Source organism: Streptomyces sp. NPDC059787, from assembly GCF_042732315.1.
Classification (GTDB): Bacteria; Actinomycetota; Actinomycetes; order Streptomycetales; family Streptomycetaceae; genus Streptomyces; species Streptomyces atrovirens.
This window is the reverse complement of record NZ_JBHWHX010000011.1, coordinates 178,214-192,181: the sequence shown is the minus strand read 5'-3', so window position 1 is coordinate 192,181 and position 13,968 is coordinate 178,214. Positions and strand designations below refer to the sequence as shown.

At 71.8% G+C, this 13,968-nt stretch carries 10 protein-coding genes; 1 reads left to right on the top strand and 9 read right to left on the bottom strand.

Features of this window, described 5'->3' with window-relative positions:
- Positions 1 to 15: 15 nt before the first annotated feature.
- The 3 genes from ACFV5H_RS13525 to ACFV5H_RS13515 all read right to left on the bottom strand — a co-directional run bounded on the left by ACFV5H_RS13525 (position 16) and on the right by ACFV5H_RS13515 (position 3,946).
- Entirely contained in the window at positions 16 to 807 is a 792-nt protein-coding gene (locus tag ACFV5H_RS13525) for an aldo/keto reductase (RefSeq protein WP_385044972.1), read from the bottom strand.
- 135 nt (positions 808 to 942) lie between these two features.
- Positions 943 to 2,769 (bottom strand): AMP-dependent synthetase/ligase, encoded by a 1,827-nt coding sequence (locus tag ACFV5H_RS13520; protein WP_385044707.1) that lies wholly within the window; start codon positions 2,767 to 2,769, stop codon positions 943 to 945.
- Positions 2,770 to 3,064: 295 nt separating this feature from the next.
- On the bottom strand, positions 3,065 to 3,946 hold the full coding sequence (locus ACFV5H_RS13515; protein WP_385194705.1) for a LysR family transcriptional regulator: 882 nt from the start codon (positions 3,944 to 3,946) through the stop codon (positions 3,065 to 3,067).
- A gap of 171 nt (positions 3,947 to 4,117) precedes the next feature.
- Between ACFV5H_RS13515 and ACFV5H_RS13510 the strand changes: the two genes are divergently transcribed.
- Entirely contained in the window at positions 4,118 to 5,137 is a 1,020-nt protein-coding gene (locus tag ACFV5H_RS13510; RefSeq protein WP_385044969.1) for a bile acid:sodium symporter family protein, read from the top strand.
- Positions 5,138 to 5,458: 321 nt separating this feature from the next.
- Here ACFV5H_RS13510 and ACFV5H_RS13505 read toward each other — a convergent pair whose 3' ends face one another.
- The 6 genes from ACFV5H_RS13505 to ACFV5H_RS13480 form a co-directional block, all read right to left on the bottom strand.
- Entirely contained in the window at positions 5,459 to 6,988 is a 1,530-nt protein-coding gene (locus ACFV5H_RS13505; RefSeq protein WP_385194703.1) for an alpha/beta hydrolase, read from the bottom strand.
- Positions 6,989 to 7,349: 361 nt separating this feature from the next.
- Positions 7,350 to 8,198 carry a formate dehydrogenase accessory sulfurtransferase FdhD gene (fdhD, locus tag ACFV5H_RS13500; RefSeq protein WP_385044699.1) on the bottom strand — a complete coding sequence of 283 codons (849 nt, stop codon included), beginning with the start codon at positions 8,196 to 8,198 and terminating at the stop codon, positions 7,350 to 7,352.
- Between the two features lie 17 nt (positions 8,199 to 8,215).
- The gene (locus ACFV5H_RS13495) at positions 8,216 to 9,076 is read right to left on the bottom strand and encodes a 2Fe-2S iron-sulfur cluster-binding protein (protein WP_385194701.1); all 861 of its coding nucleotides are present in this window, start codon (positions 9,074 to 9,076) and stop codon (positions 8,216 to 8,218) included.
- Positions 9,073 to 11,022: an NAD(P)H-dependent oxidoreductase subunit E gene (locus ACFV5H_RS13490; protein WP_385044693.1), complete on the bottom strand. Its 1,950-nt coding sequence runs from the start codon at positions 11,020 to 11,022 to the stop codon at positions 9,073 to 9,075. The genes ACFV5H_RS13495 and ACFV5H_RS13490 overlap by 4 nt, the downstream gene beginning before the upstream one ends.
- On the bottom strand, positions 11,003 to 12,946 hold the full coding sequence (locus ACFV5H_RS13485; RefSeq protein WP_385194699.1) for a molybdopterin oxidoreductase family protein: 1,944 nt from the start codon (positions 12,944 to 12,946) through the stop codon (positions 11,003 to 11,005). Before ACFV5H_RS13485 ends, ACFV5H_RS13490 begins: the two co-directional genes overlap by 20 nt.
- Positions 12,943 to 13,914 (bottom strand): 2-dehydropantoate 2-reductase, encoded by a 972-nt coding sequence (locus ACFV5H_RS13480; RefSeq protein WP_385194697.1) that lies wholly within the window; start codon positions 13,912 to 13,914, stop codon positions 12,943 to 12,945. Before ACFV5H_RS13480 ends, ACFV5H_RS13485 begins: the two co-directional genes overlap by 4 nt.
- Positions 13,915 to 13,968: the final 54 nt, after the last annotated feature.

Here is a 13,968-nt window from a genome sequence, read left to right as displayed (position 1 = left end):
GTCGCGCGTGTACGGTCAGCCGCCGTTGAACTCCGCCGGATGCGACCCGATCCGCCGGTCCTCGTTCAGCGCGCTGATCGCAGCGAGGTCCTCCGCGTCCAGACCGAACCCGAACACATCGATGTTCTCCGCGATCCGGGACGGCGTCACCGACTTCGGAATGACGACGTTCCCCAACTGGAGATGCCAGCGCAGCACCACCTGCGCCGCCGTCCGCCCGTGCTTCTGCGCGATCGCCACGATCGCCGGAATCTCCAGGATCCCCTTGCCGGAACCGAGCGGCGACCACGCCTCGGTCGCGATGCCCTGCTCCGCGTGGTACTCACGCGAGGCGTGCTGCTGCAGATGCGGATGCAGCTCGATCTGGTTGACCGCCGGGACCACCGACGTCTCGGCGATCAGCCGCTCCAGGTACTCCGGCAGGAAGTTGGACACACCGATGGCGCGGACCCGGCCGTCGGCGAGCAGCTTCTCGAACGCCTTGTACGTGTCGACGTACCGGTCCCGGGCGGGCGTCGGCCAGTGGATCAGGTACAGGTCCACGTACTCGAGACCGAGCTTCGACAGGGACGTGTCGAACGCCCGCAGGGTGGAGTCGTATCCCTGGTCGCTGTTCCAGAGCTTGGTGGTGACGAAGAGGTCCTCGCGCGGGACGCCCGACTTCGCGAGGGCCCGTCCGGTGCCCTCCTCGTTGCCGTAGATCGCGGCGGTGTCGATGCTGCGGTAGCCGGCCTCCAGCGCCGTCGCCACGGCCGTCTCGGCCTCCGCGTCCGGCACCTGCCAGACGCCGAAACCCAGCTGGGGCATCTCGACGCCGTTGTTCAGGGTGATCGGGGGGACCTTGCTCACGAGCTCTCGATCCTTCGGTTGTGGTCAGGTACTTACAAGTGTTACCCCCATCGTCGACGATCACGGCCCGTGGCGCATTCCTGACCGGGAAATTCATGCCTGGTAGAGCGCCGCGACCTCGGCCTCGTACGCCTTCTCGATCGCCCTCCGCTTCAGTTTCAGCGACGGCGTGAGCAGCCCGTGCTCCTCGGTGAACGGCTGCGCCAGGATCCGGAACGTACGGATCGACTCGGCCTGCGAGACCAGGGTGTTCGCCGCGACCACGGCCCGCCGCACCTCCGTCTCCAGATCCGCGTCGCGCACCAGCTCGGCCGGTGACATCCGCGGCTTGCCGCGCATCGCCAGCCAGTGCTCGACGGCCTCCTGGTCCAGGGTGACCAGCGCGGCGACGTACGGGCGGTCGTTGCCGACGACGATGCACTGGTTGACCAGCGGATGGTCCCGCACCCGCTCCTCCAGCACCCCCGGCGAGACGCTCTTGCCGCCGGAGGTCACCAGGATCTCCTTCTTGCGGCCGGTGATGGTGAGATAGCCGTCCTCGTCGAGGGAGCCGAGGTCGCCGGTGGCCAGCCAGCCGTCGTGCAGGGCCTCGTCGGTGGCCTCGGGGTTGTTGAGGTAGCCGTCGAAGACGTTGTCGCCGTGCAGCCAGATCTCGCCGTCGTCCGCGATGTGCACGGTGACCCCGGGGATGGGCCGGCCGACCGTCCCGTACCGGGTGCGCTCGGGCGGGTTGGCGGTGGCCGCCGCCGTCGACTCCGTGAGGCCGTACCCCTCGTAGACGTGCACGCCCGCGCCCGCGAAGAACAGCCCGAGCCGGCGGTCCATCGCCGAACCGCCCGACATGGCGTGCCGTATCCTGCCGCCCATCGCCGCCCGGATCCTGGCGTAGACGAGCTTGTCGAAGAGCTGGTGCTGCATCCGCAGCGCCGCGGACGGGCCGGGCCCGGTGCCCCAGGCCCTCGCCTCCACCGCGTCCGCGTACCTGACGGCCACCTCGACGGCCTTCTCGAACGGCCCCGAGCGGCCCTCCCGCTCCGCCTTGCGCCGCGCCGCGTTGAACACCTTCTCGAAGATGTACGGCACGGCCAGGAAGAACGTCGGCCGGAACGCGGCCAGATCGGGCATCAGCGCCGCCGCGTTCAGCTGCGGCTGATGGCCGAACTTCACCTTCCCGCGGATCGCCGCGACCTCCACCATCCGCCCGAAGACGTGCGCGAGCGGCAGGAACAGCAGTGTCGCCGCCTCGTCGCCCCGGCGGGAGTGGAACACCGGCTCCCAGCGTTCGATGACGGTGTCCGCCTCGTACATGAAGTTGCCGTGCGAGAGCACACAGCCCTTGGGGCGGCCGGTGGTGCCCGAGGTGTAGATGATCGTCGCGACGGAGTCGGGGGTGACCGCCTGCCGGTGCCGGTGCACCACCTCGTCGTCGAGGTGCGCGCCCGCGTCGTACAGCTCCTGGACCGCGCCCGCGTCGAGCTGCCACAGCCGGCGCATCCGCGGCAGCCGGTCGATGACGGTGGCGATCGTCATCGCGTGGTCCTCGTGCTCCACGATCGCGGCCGTCACCTCCGCGTCGTACAGCATCCACAGGCACTGCTCGGCGGAGGACGTGGGGTAGACGGGCACGACCTGCGCGCCGATCGTCCACAGCGCGAAGTCGAAGAGCGTCCACTCGTACCGGGTACGGGACATGATCGCGACCCGGTCGCCGAACCGTACGCCGCCCGCGAGGAGGCCCTTCGCGAGGGCGAGCACCTCGTCGCGGAATTCGGCGCCGGTCACGTCCCGCCACCGGCCGGTGTCGTCCTTGCGGCCGAGCGCGACGCGTGACGGGTCCTCCTCGGCATACCGGAAGACCACGTCGGCCAGACCGCCCACCGGAGGCTCCAAGGCCGACGGAGGGTTGGTGAACTCGCGCAATCCCGCTCCCCGCTCCTCGGCGCCGGAATGGTGCGGCGACGCCCTCGTCCCGCACGGCGCCGTGAAAGCTACCCCACGCGGACGGAGGGCGGGAGGGGAGCGAAAACCGGGCGGAGCTCTCGTCCGCGCTGGTCAGGGGAGGAAAATGCGCTCACATGGGGAAGGGTCGGACAGAAACCTGACCGATGAGTAAGTTTCGGTGGAGCAATCTCCACCGAATCTGTACGACCTCATGACCGCGCCTTGAGGCGCCGCACGGCCCCCACCTGATCCAGCGTGCGCGCCGGCCGAAACGTCACCGCCGCCCGTCCTGCCCGCCCCGGTGCAGCCGGTCGCCGCCCGCGAGGATCGCCGACGCCAACGCGTCCGCCGCGCCCTGCGCGGAGGGACGGCGCCGCCCGTGCACCACCACGAAGTCCACCTCGCCCGGTTCCGGCAGCCCCGCCCGCTCCGGCATCCGCACCAGCCCCGGCGGGATCAGCCCGCGCGAGTGCACCATCACCCCGAGCCCGGCGCGGGCCGCCGCGAGCAGCCCGTTGAGGCTGCCGCTGGTGCACACGATGCGCCACTGCCGGCCCTCCCGCTCCAGCGCCCGCAGAGCGAGGGCACGGGTGATGCCCGGCGGCGGATAGACGATCAACGGCACCGGACGGCCGGTGTCCAGCCGCAGCCCCGGCGCGCCGATCCACACCAGCTCGTCGTGCCACACCAGCTCGCCCCGCGGATCCTCGGGCCGCCGCTTGGCCAGCACCAGGTCCAGCCGTCCCGCCGCCAGCCGCTCGTGCAGGATGCCCGACAGCTCGACCGTCAGCTCCAGATCGACCTCCGGATGCTCGTGCCGGAACCGTTCCAGGATCTCCGGCAGCCGGGTCAGCACGAAGTCCTCCGACGCGCCGAACCGCAGCCGTCCGCGCGGCCGGGTACCGGTGAAGAACTGCGCCGCCTGCTCGTGCACGTCCAGGATGCGCCGCGCGAAGCCGAGCATCGCCTCGCCGTCCTCGGTCAGCTCCACCGAGTGGGTGTCCCGCGTGAACAGCTGCCGCCCGGTGGCCTCCTCCAGCCGCCGCACGTGCTGGCTCACCGTCGACTGGCGCAGCCCGAGCCGCCGCGCCGCCTGTGTGAAGCTCAGCGTCTGCGCCACCGACAGGAACGTCCGCAGCTGTGTCGGGTCGTACATGCGGCCAGGGTAACGGCGGTCATCGCGGAACGTGATGACAGTGAGAGCGGTATACCGGATTCCCGATCACGGCGGGAAGGAGCAGGATGGGGAGGGGACACCCGTGAACACCCGAGCACCGAGTACCTGAGCAAGTGGAGCACCGTGAAACGCCTGCGTCGGCCGAGCCGGCTGCCGATCGACCCGTACATCCTGCTGCTGCTCGGGACCGTGGGCCTCGCCGCGCTGCTCCCCGCGCGGGGGACCGGCGCGGACATCGCCTCCGGCGCCTCCACCGCCGCGATCGCCTTCCTGTTCTTCCTCTACGGCGCCCGGCTCTCCACCCGCGAGGCCCTGGACGGGCTGAAGCACTGGCGGCTCCATGTCACCGTGCTGGCCTGCACCTTCGTCGTCTTCCCGGTGCTGGGCCTGGCCGCCCGCGGACTCGTCCCGGTGTTCCTGACCGACCCGCTCTACCAGGGCCTGCTCTTCCTCACCCTGGTCCCGTCCACCATCCAGTCGTCGATCGCGTTCACCTCCATCGCCCGCGGCAACGTGCCCGCCGCGATCTGCGCCGGCTCCTTCTCCTCGCTGGTCGGCATCGTCGTCACCCCGCTGCTCGCGGCGACGCTGCTGGACGGCGGCGGGGGCGGGTTCTCCGCCGGGTCGGTGGTGAAGATCGTGCTCCAGCTGCTGGTGCCGTTCGTCGCCGGGCAGCTGCTGCGCCGCTGGATCGGCGGATTCGTCTCCCGGCACCGGAAGGTGCTGGGGCTGGTCGACCGCGGCTCGATCCTGCTCGTCGTCTACACCGCGTTCAGCGAGGGCATGGTGCAGGGCGTCTGGCACCAGGTGAGCCCCGCCCGGCTCGGCGGACTGCTCGCCGTCGAGGCCGTCCTGCTCGCCGTGATGCTGCTGCTGACCTGGTACGGCGCCAAGGCGCTGCGGTTCGGCCGGGAGGACCGGATCGCGATCCAGTTCGCCGGCTCGAAGAAGTCGCTGGCCGCGGGGCTGCCGATGGCGAGCGTGCTGTTCGGGGCGCAGGCCTCGCTGGCCGTGCTGCCGCTGATGCTGTTCCACCAGACGCAGCTGATGGTGTGCGCGGTGATCGCCAAGCGCCGCTCGCACGACCCCGTCGAGGAGACGGAGGTCACCGTCCCGGACCGGGCCGGACGGTCACGGACCGGGGCCGGTACGGGGACGCGTTCCGGCTGAGCGTCCCGGCCGCTCCGGGCGTCTCCAGCCGGTTCACGTGGTGGCCGAGCACCAGCCGCCCGTCGTCGCTCGGCTCCGGGTGCGTCTGCGGGTTGCAGGCGGCGGCCCCCTGGGGCAGGGCCGGGGTGAACGCGCGTGCCGGCCCGTGCCACGGTCCGGTCGGGGAGCAGGTCCAGGACGACGCCGCCTCGGGGACGCCGGCGGGTGTCGCGGCCCGGTTCATGGAGCCTCGGGCGCCGGGTCGTCCTCGAAGGGGCGGGAGGCGTGCGGGCGCGGGCATGCGGCATCGCGGCCGGTCGGACCGGCCGGTGAGAACCGACATCACGAGCACGTCGTGCCGGCCCGGGGGACCGTGCCGTGGAGGAGGTATGTGTCGACGGCCTTGGTCGCGCAGCGGTTGAAGGGGTACGATCCGTGGCCCTCGTCCCGCACCGTCAGCAGCACGCCGACCCCCTCGCCCAGCTCGGCCGCCATCCGCTCGGCGCCCTCGTACGGCGTCGTCGGGTCGCCGGTGTTGGCGACGACGAGGATCGGGGCAGCACCGTCCGCGCTGACGTCGGGAGTGGCGCTCTCGCCGCCGAACGGCCACTCGTAGCAGAGGTAGACGCCGGTGGCCCAGGTCTCGCCGAAGACGGGGGAGGCCGCCTCGATCCGCTTCATCATCGCCTCGGCTTCGGTGAAGTCGGGGCGCAGGTCGGAATCGGCGCAGGTTATCGCCGCGAAGGCGGACGTGCCGTTGCCGCTCGAGGTCCCGCCGCGGGCTCCGGCGCCGGCCCGGGTGCCGCGTGCCTGGGTGTCCGGGCCGTGGTCGTACGCCTCCTCCAGCAACGCGTTGCCGGTGCCCCGCTCCATGACCTCGCGGAGCGCCTTCGCCAGTGGCCTCCAGCCTTCCTTGCCGCTGTCCAGGTGATTCGCGATGGCGTGGGCGGCGAGACCGTCGTCGAGTTCCCCGCCGCCGTCGGTGGGCGCGGGCTTCTCCTCGAGCTTGTCCAGCAGCTCGGTGACGCGTTGTCCGGCCTGCTCGGGGCCGCTGCCGGTGGGGCAGTCGTCGTAGGCCATCGCGCAGTGTCCGGCGAAGCGGTCGAAGGCGAGCTGGACGGCCTTGACCTGGCTGAGCTCGTCCTGCAGGCGGTCCAGTGTCGGGTCGACCGGGGCTTCGAGCACGAACCGGCCCACGTTCTCCGGGAACAGATGGGCGTAGACGCCGCCCAGCCTGGTGCCGTAGGAGACGCCGAAGTAGTGCAGCTCCTCGTCACCGAGGAGATAACGCATCAGGTCCATGTCGCGCGCCGTATGGGAGGTGCCGACGTACGGCAGCAGCTCACCGGAGTGCTTCCCGCAGGCGGCACCGCCCTCGTACTCCTTCTCCCCGCAGCTCACAGGGGCCGTCCCGCCGACGCCTCGCGGATCGAAACTGACCAGGTCGTACTGCTCGCCCAGCGCGGCGTAGTCGCTCGCGAACTCAGGGAGCCCCACGACGCCGGACTGGCCGGGGCCGCCGAAGTTGAGGAGGAGCGATCCGATCCGCTCCGGTCCGGTGGCCCTCTTCCGGATCATGGCGACGTCGATCGTGCCGCGGCCGGGCCGCCCGTAGTCCAGCGGCGCCTTCATCGTGGCGCACTCCCAGTCGTCGCCCGGGGCGTCACCGTCCCCCTGCGCCCCGGACGGTGCCGGGCAGGCCGACCAGTCGAGCCGCTGGCCGGCGGTGAAAGCCGCAGGCAGCCCCGGTGGCGGGTTCGTCGCCTTGCGCTCGTCCCGGCGGGGCGCCTTACCGCCCTCGGAGGACGCGGACGGACCCGAGCCCGAGCCTCCGACGACATCGCATCCGGCCCCCGCGGCCACCACGAACACGACGGCGAGGGCGAGCAGGCCCGCGGCGGCGCGGCGGGACGCGGCGGCACGTACTGCGGCACACCGCGAGAGACCACCGGACCAGTCCGCCCCCGTAGCGAAAGACCGGGGCGAGCGACCCGAGTTCCGAAATCGCGTACGCATCCGCGGGTCCCCCTGCCTCCTGGCACACCGGAACAGCGTGCCGTTCGATATTCGACAGCCCGAACCTACTGATCGTCATTCTTCGACGGCAACCGATCGGGCGTCCGGACGGGAGACGTGAGGGCGCGACGTGGTACGGGATCGAGGCGGGGCCCCGCGGCGCAGGGGGCGCTCCCCGCCGGCCGGGGCCCCGCCGCCGTGCAGCGAGGGGAACCGGTCAGCCCCGGGCGGCCGCGGCCCGCAGGGCGATACGGTCCTCACCCGCGTACACGTTCATGGAACCGCCCCGCAGGAAGCCCACCAGGGTCAGCCCCGTCTCCGCCGCCAGGTCCACGGCCAGCGAGGACGGCGCCGAGACCGCCGCCAGCATCGGAACGCCGGCCATGACCGCCTTCTGCGCCAGCTCGAACGAGGCCCGGCCGGAGACCAGCAGGATCGTCCGGGACAGCGGCAGGTTCCCGCTCTGCAGGGCACGGCCGACCAGCTTGTCGACCGCGTTGTGCCGGCCCACGTCCTCCCGTACGTCGAGCAGCTCGCCGTCCTCGTCGAACAGGGCCGCCGCGTGCAGGCCGCCCGTGCGGTCGAAGACCCGCTGGGACGCGCGCAGCCGGTCGGGCAGGCCCGCCAGCAGTTCCGGCTCCACGCGCAGCGCGGGGGTGTCCGCGATGGGATGGCGGGTCGTCGTGCGCACCGCGTCCAGGCTGGCCTTGCCGCACAGGCCGCAGGAGGAGGTGGTGTAGACGTTGCGTTCCAGCGTGATGTCCGGGATCACCACACCGGGGGCCGTCTTCACGTCGACCACGTTGTAGGTGTTCGATCCGTCGACGGTCGCCCCGGCGCAGTAGACGATGTTCTGCAGGTCGGAGGCGGTCGCGAGGACCCCCTCGCTCACCAGGAACCCGGCCGCCAGCGCGAAGTCGTCGCCCGGTGTGCGCATGGTGATGGCGAGGGGTCTGCCGTTGAGGCGGATCTCCAGGGGCTCCTCGGCGACGAGTGTGTCCGGGCGGCTGGACACCGCTCCGTCCCGGATGCGGAGCACCTTGCGTCGTTCCGTGACTCGTCCCATGTTCCCACCAGTTCCGCTCAGTCCCGGTTCTGTACGTGCTGATAGCCGAAGCGACCCTTGATGCACAGGTTGCCGTGGGTCACCGGATTGTCGTGCGGTGAGGTGACCTTCACGATCTCATTGTCCTGCACATGGAGGGTGAGGTTGCAGCCCACACCGCAGTACGCGCACACGGTCGTCGTCTCCGACTGCCGCGACTCGTCCCAGGTACCCGCCGCCCGCATGTCGAACTCCGACTTGAACGACAGGGCCCCGGTGGGGCAGACCTCGATGCAGTTGCCGCAGTACACGCACGCCGAGTCGGTCAGCGGGGCGTCGTGCTCCACGGCGATCCGGGCGTCGAAACCGCGGCCCGCGACCGAGATCGCGAAGGTGTTCTGCCACTGGTCGCCGCAGGCGTCCACGCACTTGTAGCAGAGGATGCACTTGTCGTAGTCGCGGACGTACAGGTCGTTGTCGAGCTTCGGCTCCTCGTTCAGCCGGGCCGCGTCCGGGCCGAAACGGTCCGGTTCCGCCTCGTACTCCTCGATCCACTCGGTGACGCGGGGAGTCGTCGACAGGTCGACGGAGGACGCGAGGAGTTCGAGCACGACCTTGCGGCTGTGCCGGGCCCGCTCGGTGCCGGTGCGGACCTCCATGCCCGGCTCGGCCCTGCGGGAGCACGCGGGGACCAGGGTGCGGGAGCCCTCCACCTCCACCACGCAGACGCGGCAGGCGTTCTTGGGGGTGAGCGTGTCGCCCTCGCAGAGCGTCGGGATGTCCTTTCCGGCCGCCCGGCAGGCGTCCAGGATCGTCGACCCCTCGGGCGCCCGGACCGGCTCTCCGTCCAGGGTGAACTCCAGCAGGCGGCGGGGGATCCCCAGCGGTGTCACGGTCATTCGTACGCCCCCAGACGGTCGATGGCGGATTCCACGGCGTTCCACGCGGTCTGCCCCAGACCGCAGATCGAGGCGTCCCGCATGGCGCGGCCGACCTCGCGGAGGAGGGTGATGTCGGAGGCGGCGTCGGCGCCCGCGCGGTCGACGATCCGGTGCAGCGCCTCTTCCTGACGGACGGTGCCGACGCGGCAGGGGACGCACTGGCCGCACGACTCGTCGCGGAAGAACCGGGCGATGCGGAGGAGGAGGCGGGGGAGCGGGACGGTGTCGTCGAAGGCCATGACGACTCCGGAGCCGAGGGTGGTGCCCGCTGCCCGGGTGCCCTCGAAGGTGAGGGGGATGTCCAGCTCGTCGGGGCGGACGAAGCCGCCGGCGGCTCCGCCGAGGAGGACCGCGCGGAGGTTGTCGCGGACGCCGGCGAGGTGGAGGAGTTCGCCCAGGGTGGCACCGAAGGGGAGTTCGTAGACGCCGGGGCGGGCGACGCTGCCCGAGACGCAGAAGAGTTTGGGCCCGGTGGATCTCTCCGTGCCGATCGCCGCGTACGCCCGGGCGCCCAGGGTGAGGACGGGCAGGACGTTGATCAGGGTTTCCACGTTGTTCTCGACCGTCGGTTTGCCGAACAGGCCCTTCTCCACCGGGAAGGGGGGCTTGGTGCGGGGCTCGCCGCGGTAGCCCTCGATGCTGTTGAAGAGGGCGGTTTCCTCGCCGCAGACGTACGCGCCCGCGCCGCGCCTGATCTCCATGTCGAAGGCGTAGCCCTGGCCGAGGACGTCGTCGCCGAGCAGGCCGCGGGCGCGGGCCTGGCTGATCGCGTGTTCCATGCGGGCTGTCGCTCGCGGGTACTCGCCGCGGAGGTAGAGGTAGCCCTGGTGGGCGCCGGTCGCGTACGCGGCGATCGTCATGGCTTCGACGAGTGCGTACGGGTCGCCCTCCATGAGGACGCGGTCCTTGAACGTGCCCGGTTCGGATTCGTCGGCGTTGCAGACGAGGTAGTGGGGGTGGTCCGGCTGGGACGCCGTGGCCTGCCATTTGCGGCCGGTGGGGAAGGCCGCGCCGCCTCGGCCCAGGAGGCCGGAGTCGGTGACCTCGCGGATGACGGCGGCGGGGCCGAGGGCGAAGGCGCGGCGGAGGGCGGTGTAGCCGCCGTTCGCCCGGTAGTCGTCCAGGTCGGTGGGGTCGGTCGTGCCGACGCGGTGGAGGAGGGTGAGGGCGGGGTCGCCGGCCTGGGGGACCGCGGTGGCGGGTGGGGGTTCGAGGGGGGCGGTCTCGGGGGCGGTGGCTGCTCGGATCGTGGCTTCGGGGGTGGCCGGGGCGCATACGGCTGTGGCCCTTGAGGTTTCTCGCCCCCGCCGCCCCTTCCCTTTCCCGTTCCCGGGGGCGGTGCCCCCGGACCCCCCTTTCGGCCCTGGACGGGCCTCGTCCTCGAACTCCCCCAGAGGGGGTACCCCCGGACGGGCTGATTCGCCGGCCCGGATGACCAGGGCCGCCGGTGCTCGTTCGCACAGGCCCAGGCAAGGGCTTCGTTCGACGTGTACGCCGGACTCCGGGCCCAGGCGGGCCTCCACGTCGGCGCACAGCCCGGTCGCGCCGGCCGCCGTGCACGCCAGGTCCGTGCACACGTGCAGGACCGTCGCCGGGCGGGGGCGGAGGGAGAACATCGCGTAGAAGGTGGCGACGCCGTAGGCCTCCGCCGGGGGGACCGTCAGGCGGCGGCACAGGTAGTCCAGGGCGCCCTCGCTGATCCAGCCGACCCGGTCGTTGACGGCGTGCAGCCCCGGCAGCAGCAGGTCGCGGCGGTCGCGGGCCTCTCGGCCGCCGCGGGCCCAGCGCAGGTCCGCGTCGGAGCGGTCGGCGCCCTCCCAGGAGGACTCGGGCGGGCCGAGCAGGGCGTCGACGGCCGCGCGTTCCTCGTCCGTCGGCTCGCTGTCACCGAAGTGCAGGTCCATGGGTGCTCACCTTCTCGATCCGGATCGCCGACGCCTTGAACTCCGCCGTCCCCGCGATCGGGCAGTTCGCCTCGATCGTCAGCCGGTTGGTGTCCACCTCGTCGGGAAAGTGGAACGTCATGAACGCGAGGCCCGGCCGGAGTCCCGTGTCCACCCAGACCGGCGCCAGCACCGAACCGCGCCGCGAGGTCACCCGCACCTCCTCGCCGACCACCACCCCGTAGCGTTCCGCGTCCTCCGGGCACAGCTCGACGTACTCGCCGCGCCGCAGGGGGGACGCGAAACCGCCGCTCTGCACACCCGTGTTGTAGGAGTCGAGGCGCCGGCCCGTGGTCAGCCGGATCGGGTACTGCTCGTCGGTGAGGTCGACCGGCGGGTCGTGCCGCACGATGCCGAAGGGGGCCGGCCTGCCGCGCCCGGCCGGGTCCGGGTCCCACAGACGGCCGTGCAGGTACGTCGGTTCGAGCGCGTCCGTGCTCGGGCACGGCCACTGGATGCCCTGGTGCTCGTCCAGACGCTCGTACGTCATCCCGTAGTGGTCCGGGGAGACCGAGCGCAGCTCGTTCCACACCGCCTCGGCGTCCGGGTACTTCCAGTCGTGGCCGAGGCGGGTGGCGAGGTCGCAGAGGATGTCGATGTCCTCGCGCGCCTCGCCGGGCGGGACCACGGCCCGGCGCACCCGCTGCACCCGGCGCTCGCTGTTGGTGGTGGTGCCCTCGGTCTCCGCCCAGCCGGCGGTCGCGGGCAGGACGACGTCCGCGAGTTCGGCGGTCTTCGTCAGGAAGATGTCCTGGACCACCAGGAAGTCCAGCTCCCGCAGGCGGCGTACCGCCTGTTCGCTGTCCGCCTCCGACTGGGCAGGGTTCTCACCGATGCAGTAGACGGCCCGCAGGGAGCCGTCCTCCATGGCCTCGAACATCTCCGTCAGGGTCAGCCCGTGGTGCGGCTGGATGACGGTGTCCCAGGCGGACTCGAACTTCAGCCGCGTGCCGGTGTCGAGGATGTCCTGGAAGCCGGGCAGACGGTTGGGGATCGCGCCCATGTCGCCGCCGCCCTGCACGTTGTTCTGGCCGCGCAGGGGCTGCAGCCCCGAGCCGTAGCGGCCGACGTGGCCGGTCAGGAGGGACAGGTTGATCAGGGCGCGGACGTTGTCGGTGCCGTTGTGGTGCTCGGTGATGCCCAGGGTCCAGCAGAGCTGGGCGCGCTCCGCGCGGGCGTAGGCGTGCGCCAGCTCCCGTACGGCCGCCGCCGGTACGCCCGTCACCTTTTCGGCCAGGGAGAGCGTCCACGGTTCGACGAGCGCCTCGTACTCCTCGAAACCCGTGGTGGCCCGCCGGACGAACGCCTCGTTGACCAGGCCCGCGTGGATGATCTCGCGGCCGATCGCGTGCGCCATCGCGATGTCCGTGCCGACGTTCAGGCCGAGCCAGCTCTCCGCCCACTCGGCGGTGGACGTCCGGCGCGGGTCGACCGCGTACATCCGGGCGCCGTTGTGCACGCCCTTCAGCACGTGCTGGAAGAAGATCGGGTGCGCGAAGCGGGCGTTGGAGCCCCACATCACGATGACGTCGGTGTGCTCGATCTCCTCGTACGACGACGTGCCGCCGCCCGAGCCGAACGCCGCCGACAGGCCGGCCACGGACGGGGCGTGGCAGGTGCGGTTGCAGGAGTCGACGTTGTTGGTGCCCATGACGACCCGGGCGAACTTCTGCGCCACGTAGTTCGTCTCGTTGGTCGCGCGGGAGCAGGAGAACAGGCCGAACGCGCCGCGCGCCGCCGCCAGGCCCCGCGCGGTCCGCTCCAGCGCCTCGTCCCAGCTCGCCCGGCGGAAGGGCGCGTCGCGCGAGTCCCGGACGAGGGGGTGGGTGAGACGGGTGTAGGTCTTCGGGCTGCGGTCACGTTGCTTGCGGGCGGGTTTCCTCATGCGGCGCTCCTCAGCGCGAGCAGGTCCGACAGGGCGTGCACGGTGCGCAGGGTGGGCACCGGGACACCGGTGATCTCCGCCAGCTCGACGACGGCCGCGAGCAGGACGTCGAGTTCGAGCGGCTTGCCGCGCTCCAGGTCCTGGAGCGTGGAGGTGCGGTGGTCGCCGACCTTCTCCGCGCCCGCCAGCCGGCGCTCGATGGAGACGCCGACCTCGCAGCCGAGGGACGAGGCGACCGCCAGCGTCTCGGCCATCATCGTCTCGATGACCTGCCGGGTGCCGCCGTGCAGACACATCTGCCGCATGGTGGCGCGCGCCAGGGCGCTGATCGGGTTGAAGGAGATGTTGCCCAGCAGCTTCAGCCAGATGTCGCCCCGCAGATCCGGCTCGACCGGGCACTTCAGGCCCCCGGCCCGCATCGCCTCGCTCAGGGCCAGACAGCGCGCGGAGACACTCCGGTCGGGCTCGCCGAGGGAGAAGCGGGTGCCTTCCACATGGCGTACCACGCCGGGCTGTTCGAGTTCGGTGGCCGCGTAGACGACGCAGCCGACGGCCCGTTCGGGCGCGAGCACCGCACTGACCGCGCCGCCCGGGTCCACACTCTCCAGGCGGCGGCCGTCGTAGGGTCCGCCGTGCCGGTGGAAGTACCACCAGGGGATGCCGTTCTGGGCGGCCACGACGGTCGTGGTGTCGTGCAGCAGCGGCTCGATCAGCGGCCCGCACGCCGCGTACGAGTTGGCCTTCAGACCCAGGAACACATGGTCGACCGGGCCGACTTCGGCCGGGTCGTCGGTGGCGCGGGGGTGCGCGGTGAAGTCACCGCGCGGGCTGCGCACCCGTACTCCGTACCGCCTCATGGCCGCCAGATGCGGTCCACGGGCGATGAGATGCACGTCGGCGCCCGCACGGTGGAGCGCGGCACCGACGTAGGCGCCGATCGCCCCGGCGCCGAGGACTGCGACTTTCATGGCGAGGGTAGCTCCGTCCGGTCGAGGGACACCGAGGACCACGGGAACCGCCGA

Bases quoted from the DNA above. Each gene is read 5' to 3' on its own strand.
- ACFV5H_RS13525 (WP_385044972.1), bottom strand. From the start codon at position 807: ATGCCCCAGCTGGGTTTCGGCGTCTGGCAGGTGCCGGACGCGGAGGCC.
- ACFV5H_RS13515 (WP_385194705.1), bottom strand. From the start codon at position 3,946: ATGTACGACCCGACACAGCTGCGGACGTTCCTGTCGGTGGCGCAGACG.
- fdhD (WP_385044699.1), bottom strand. From the start codon at position 8,198: ATGGGACGAGTCACGGAACGACGCAAGGTGCTCCGCATCCGGGACGGA.
- ACFV5H_RS13495 (WP_385194701.1), bottom strand. From the start codon at position 9,076: ATGACCGTGACACCGCTGGGGATCCCCCGCCGCCTGCTGGAGTTCACC.
- ACFV5H_RS13490 (WP_385044693.1), bottom strand. From the start codon at position 11,022: ATGGACCTGCACTTCGGTGACAGCGAGCCGACGGACGAGGAACGCGCG.
- ACFV5H_RS13485 (WP_385194699.1), bottom strand. From the start codon at position 12,946: ATGAGGAAACCCGCCCGCAAGCAACGTGACCGCAGCCCGAAGACCTAC.
- ACFV5H_RS13480 (WP_385194697.1), bottom strand. From the start codon at position 13,914: ATGAAAGTCGCAGTCCTCGGCGCCGGGGCGATCGGCGCCTACGTCGGT.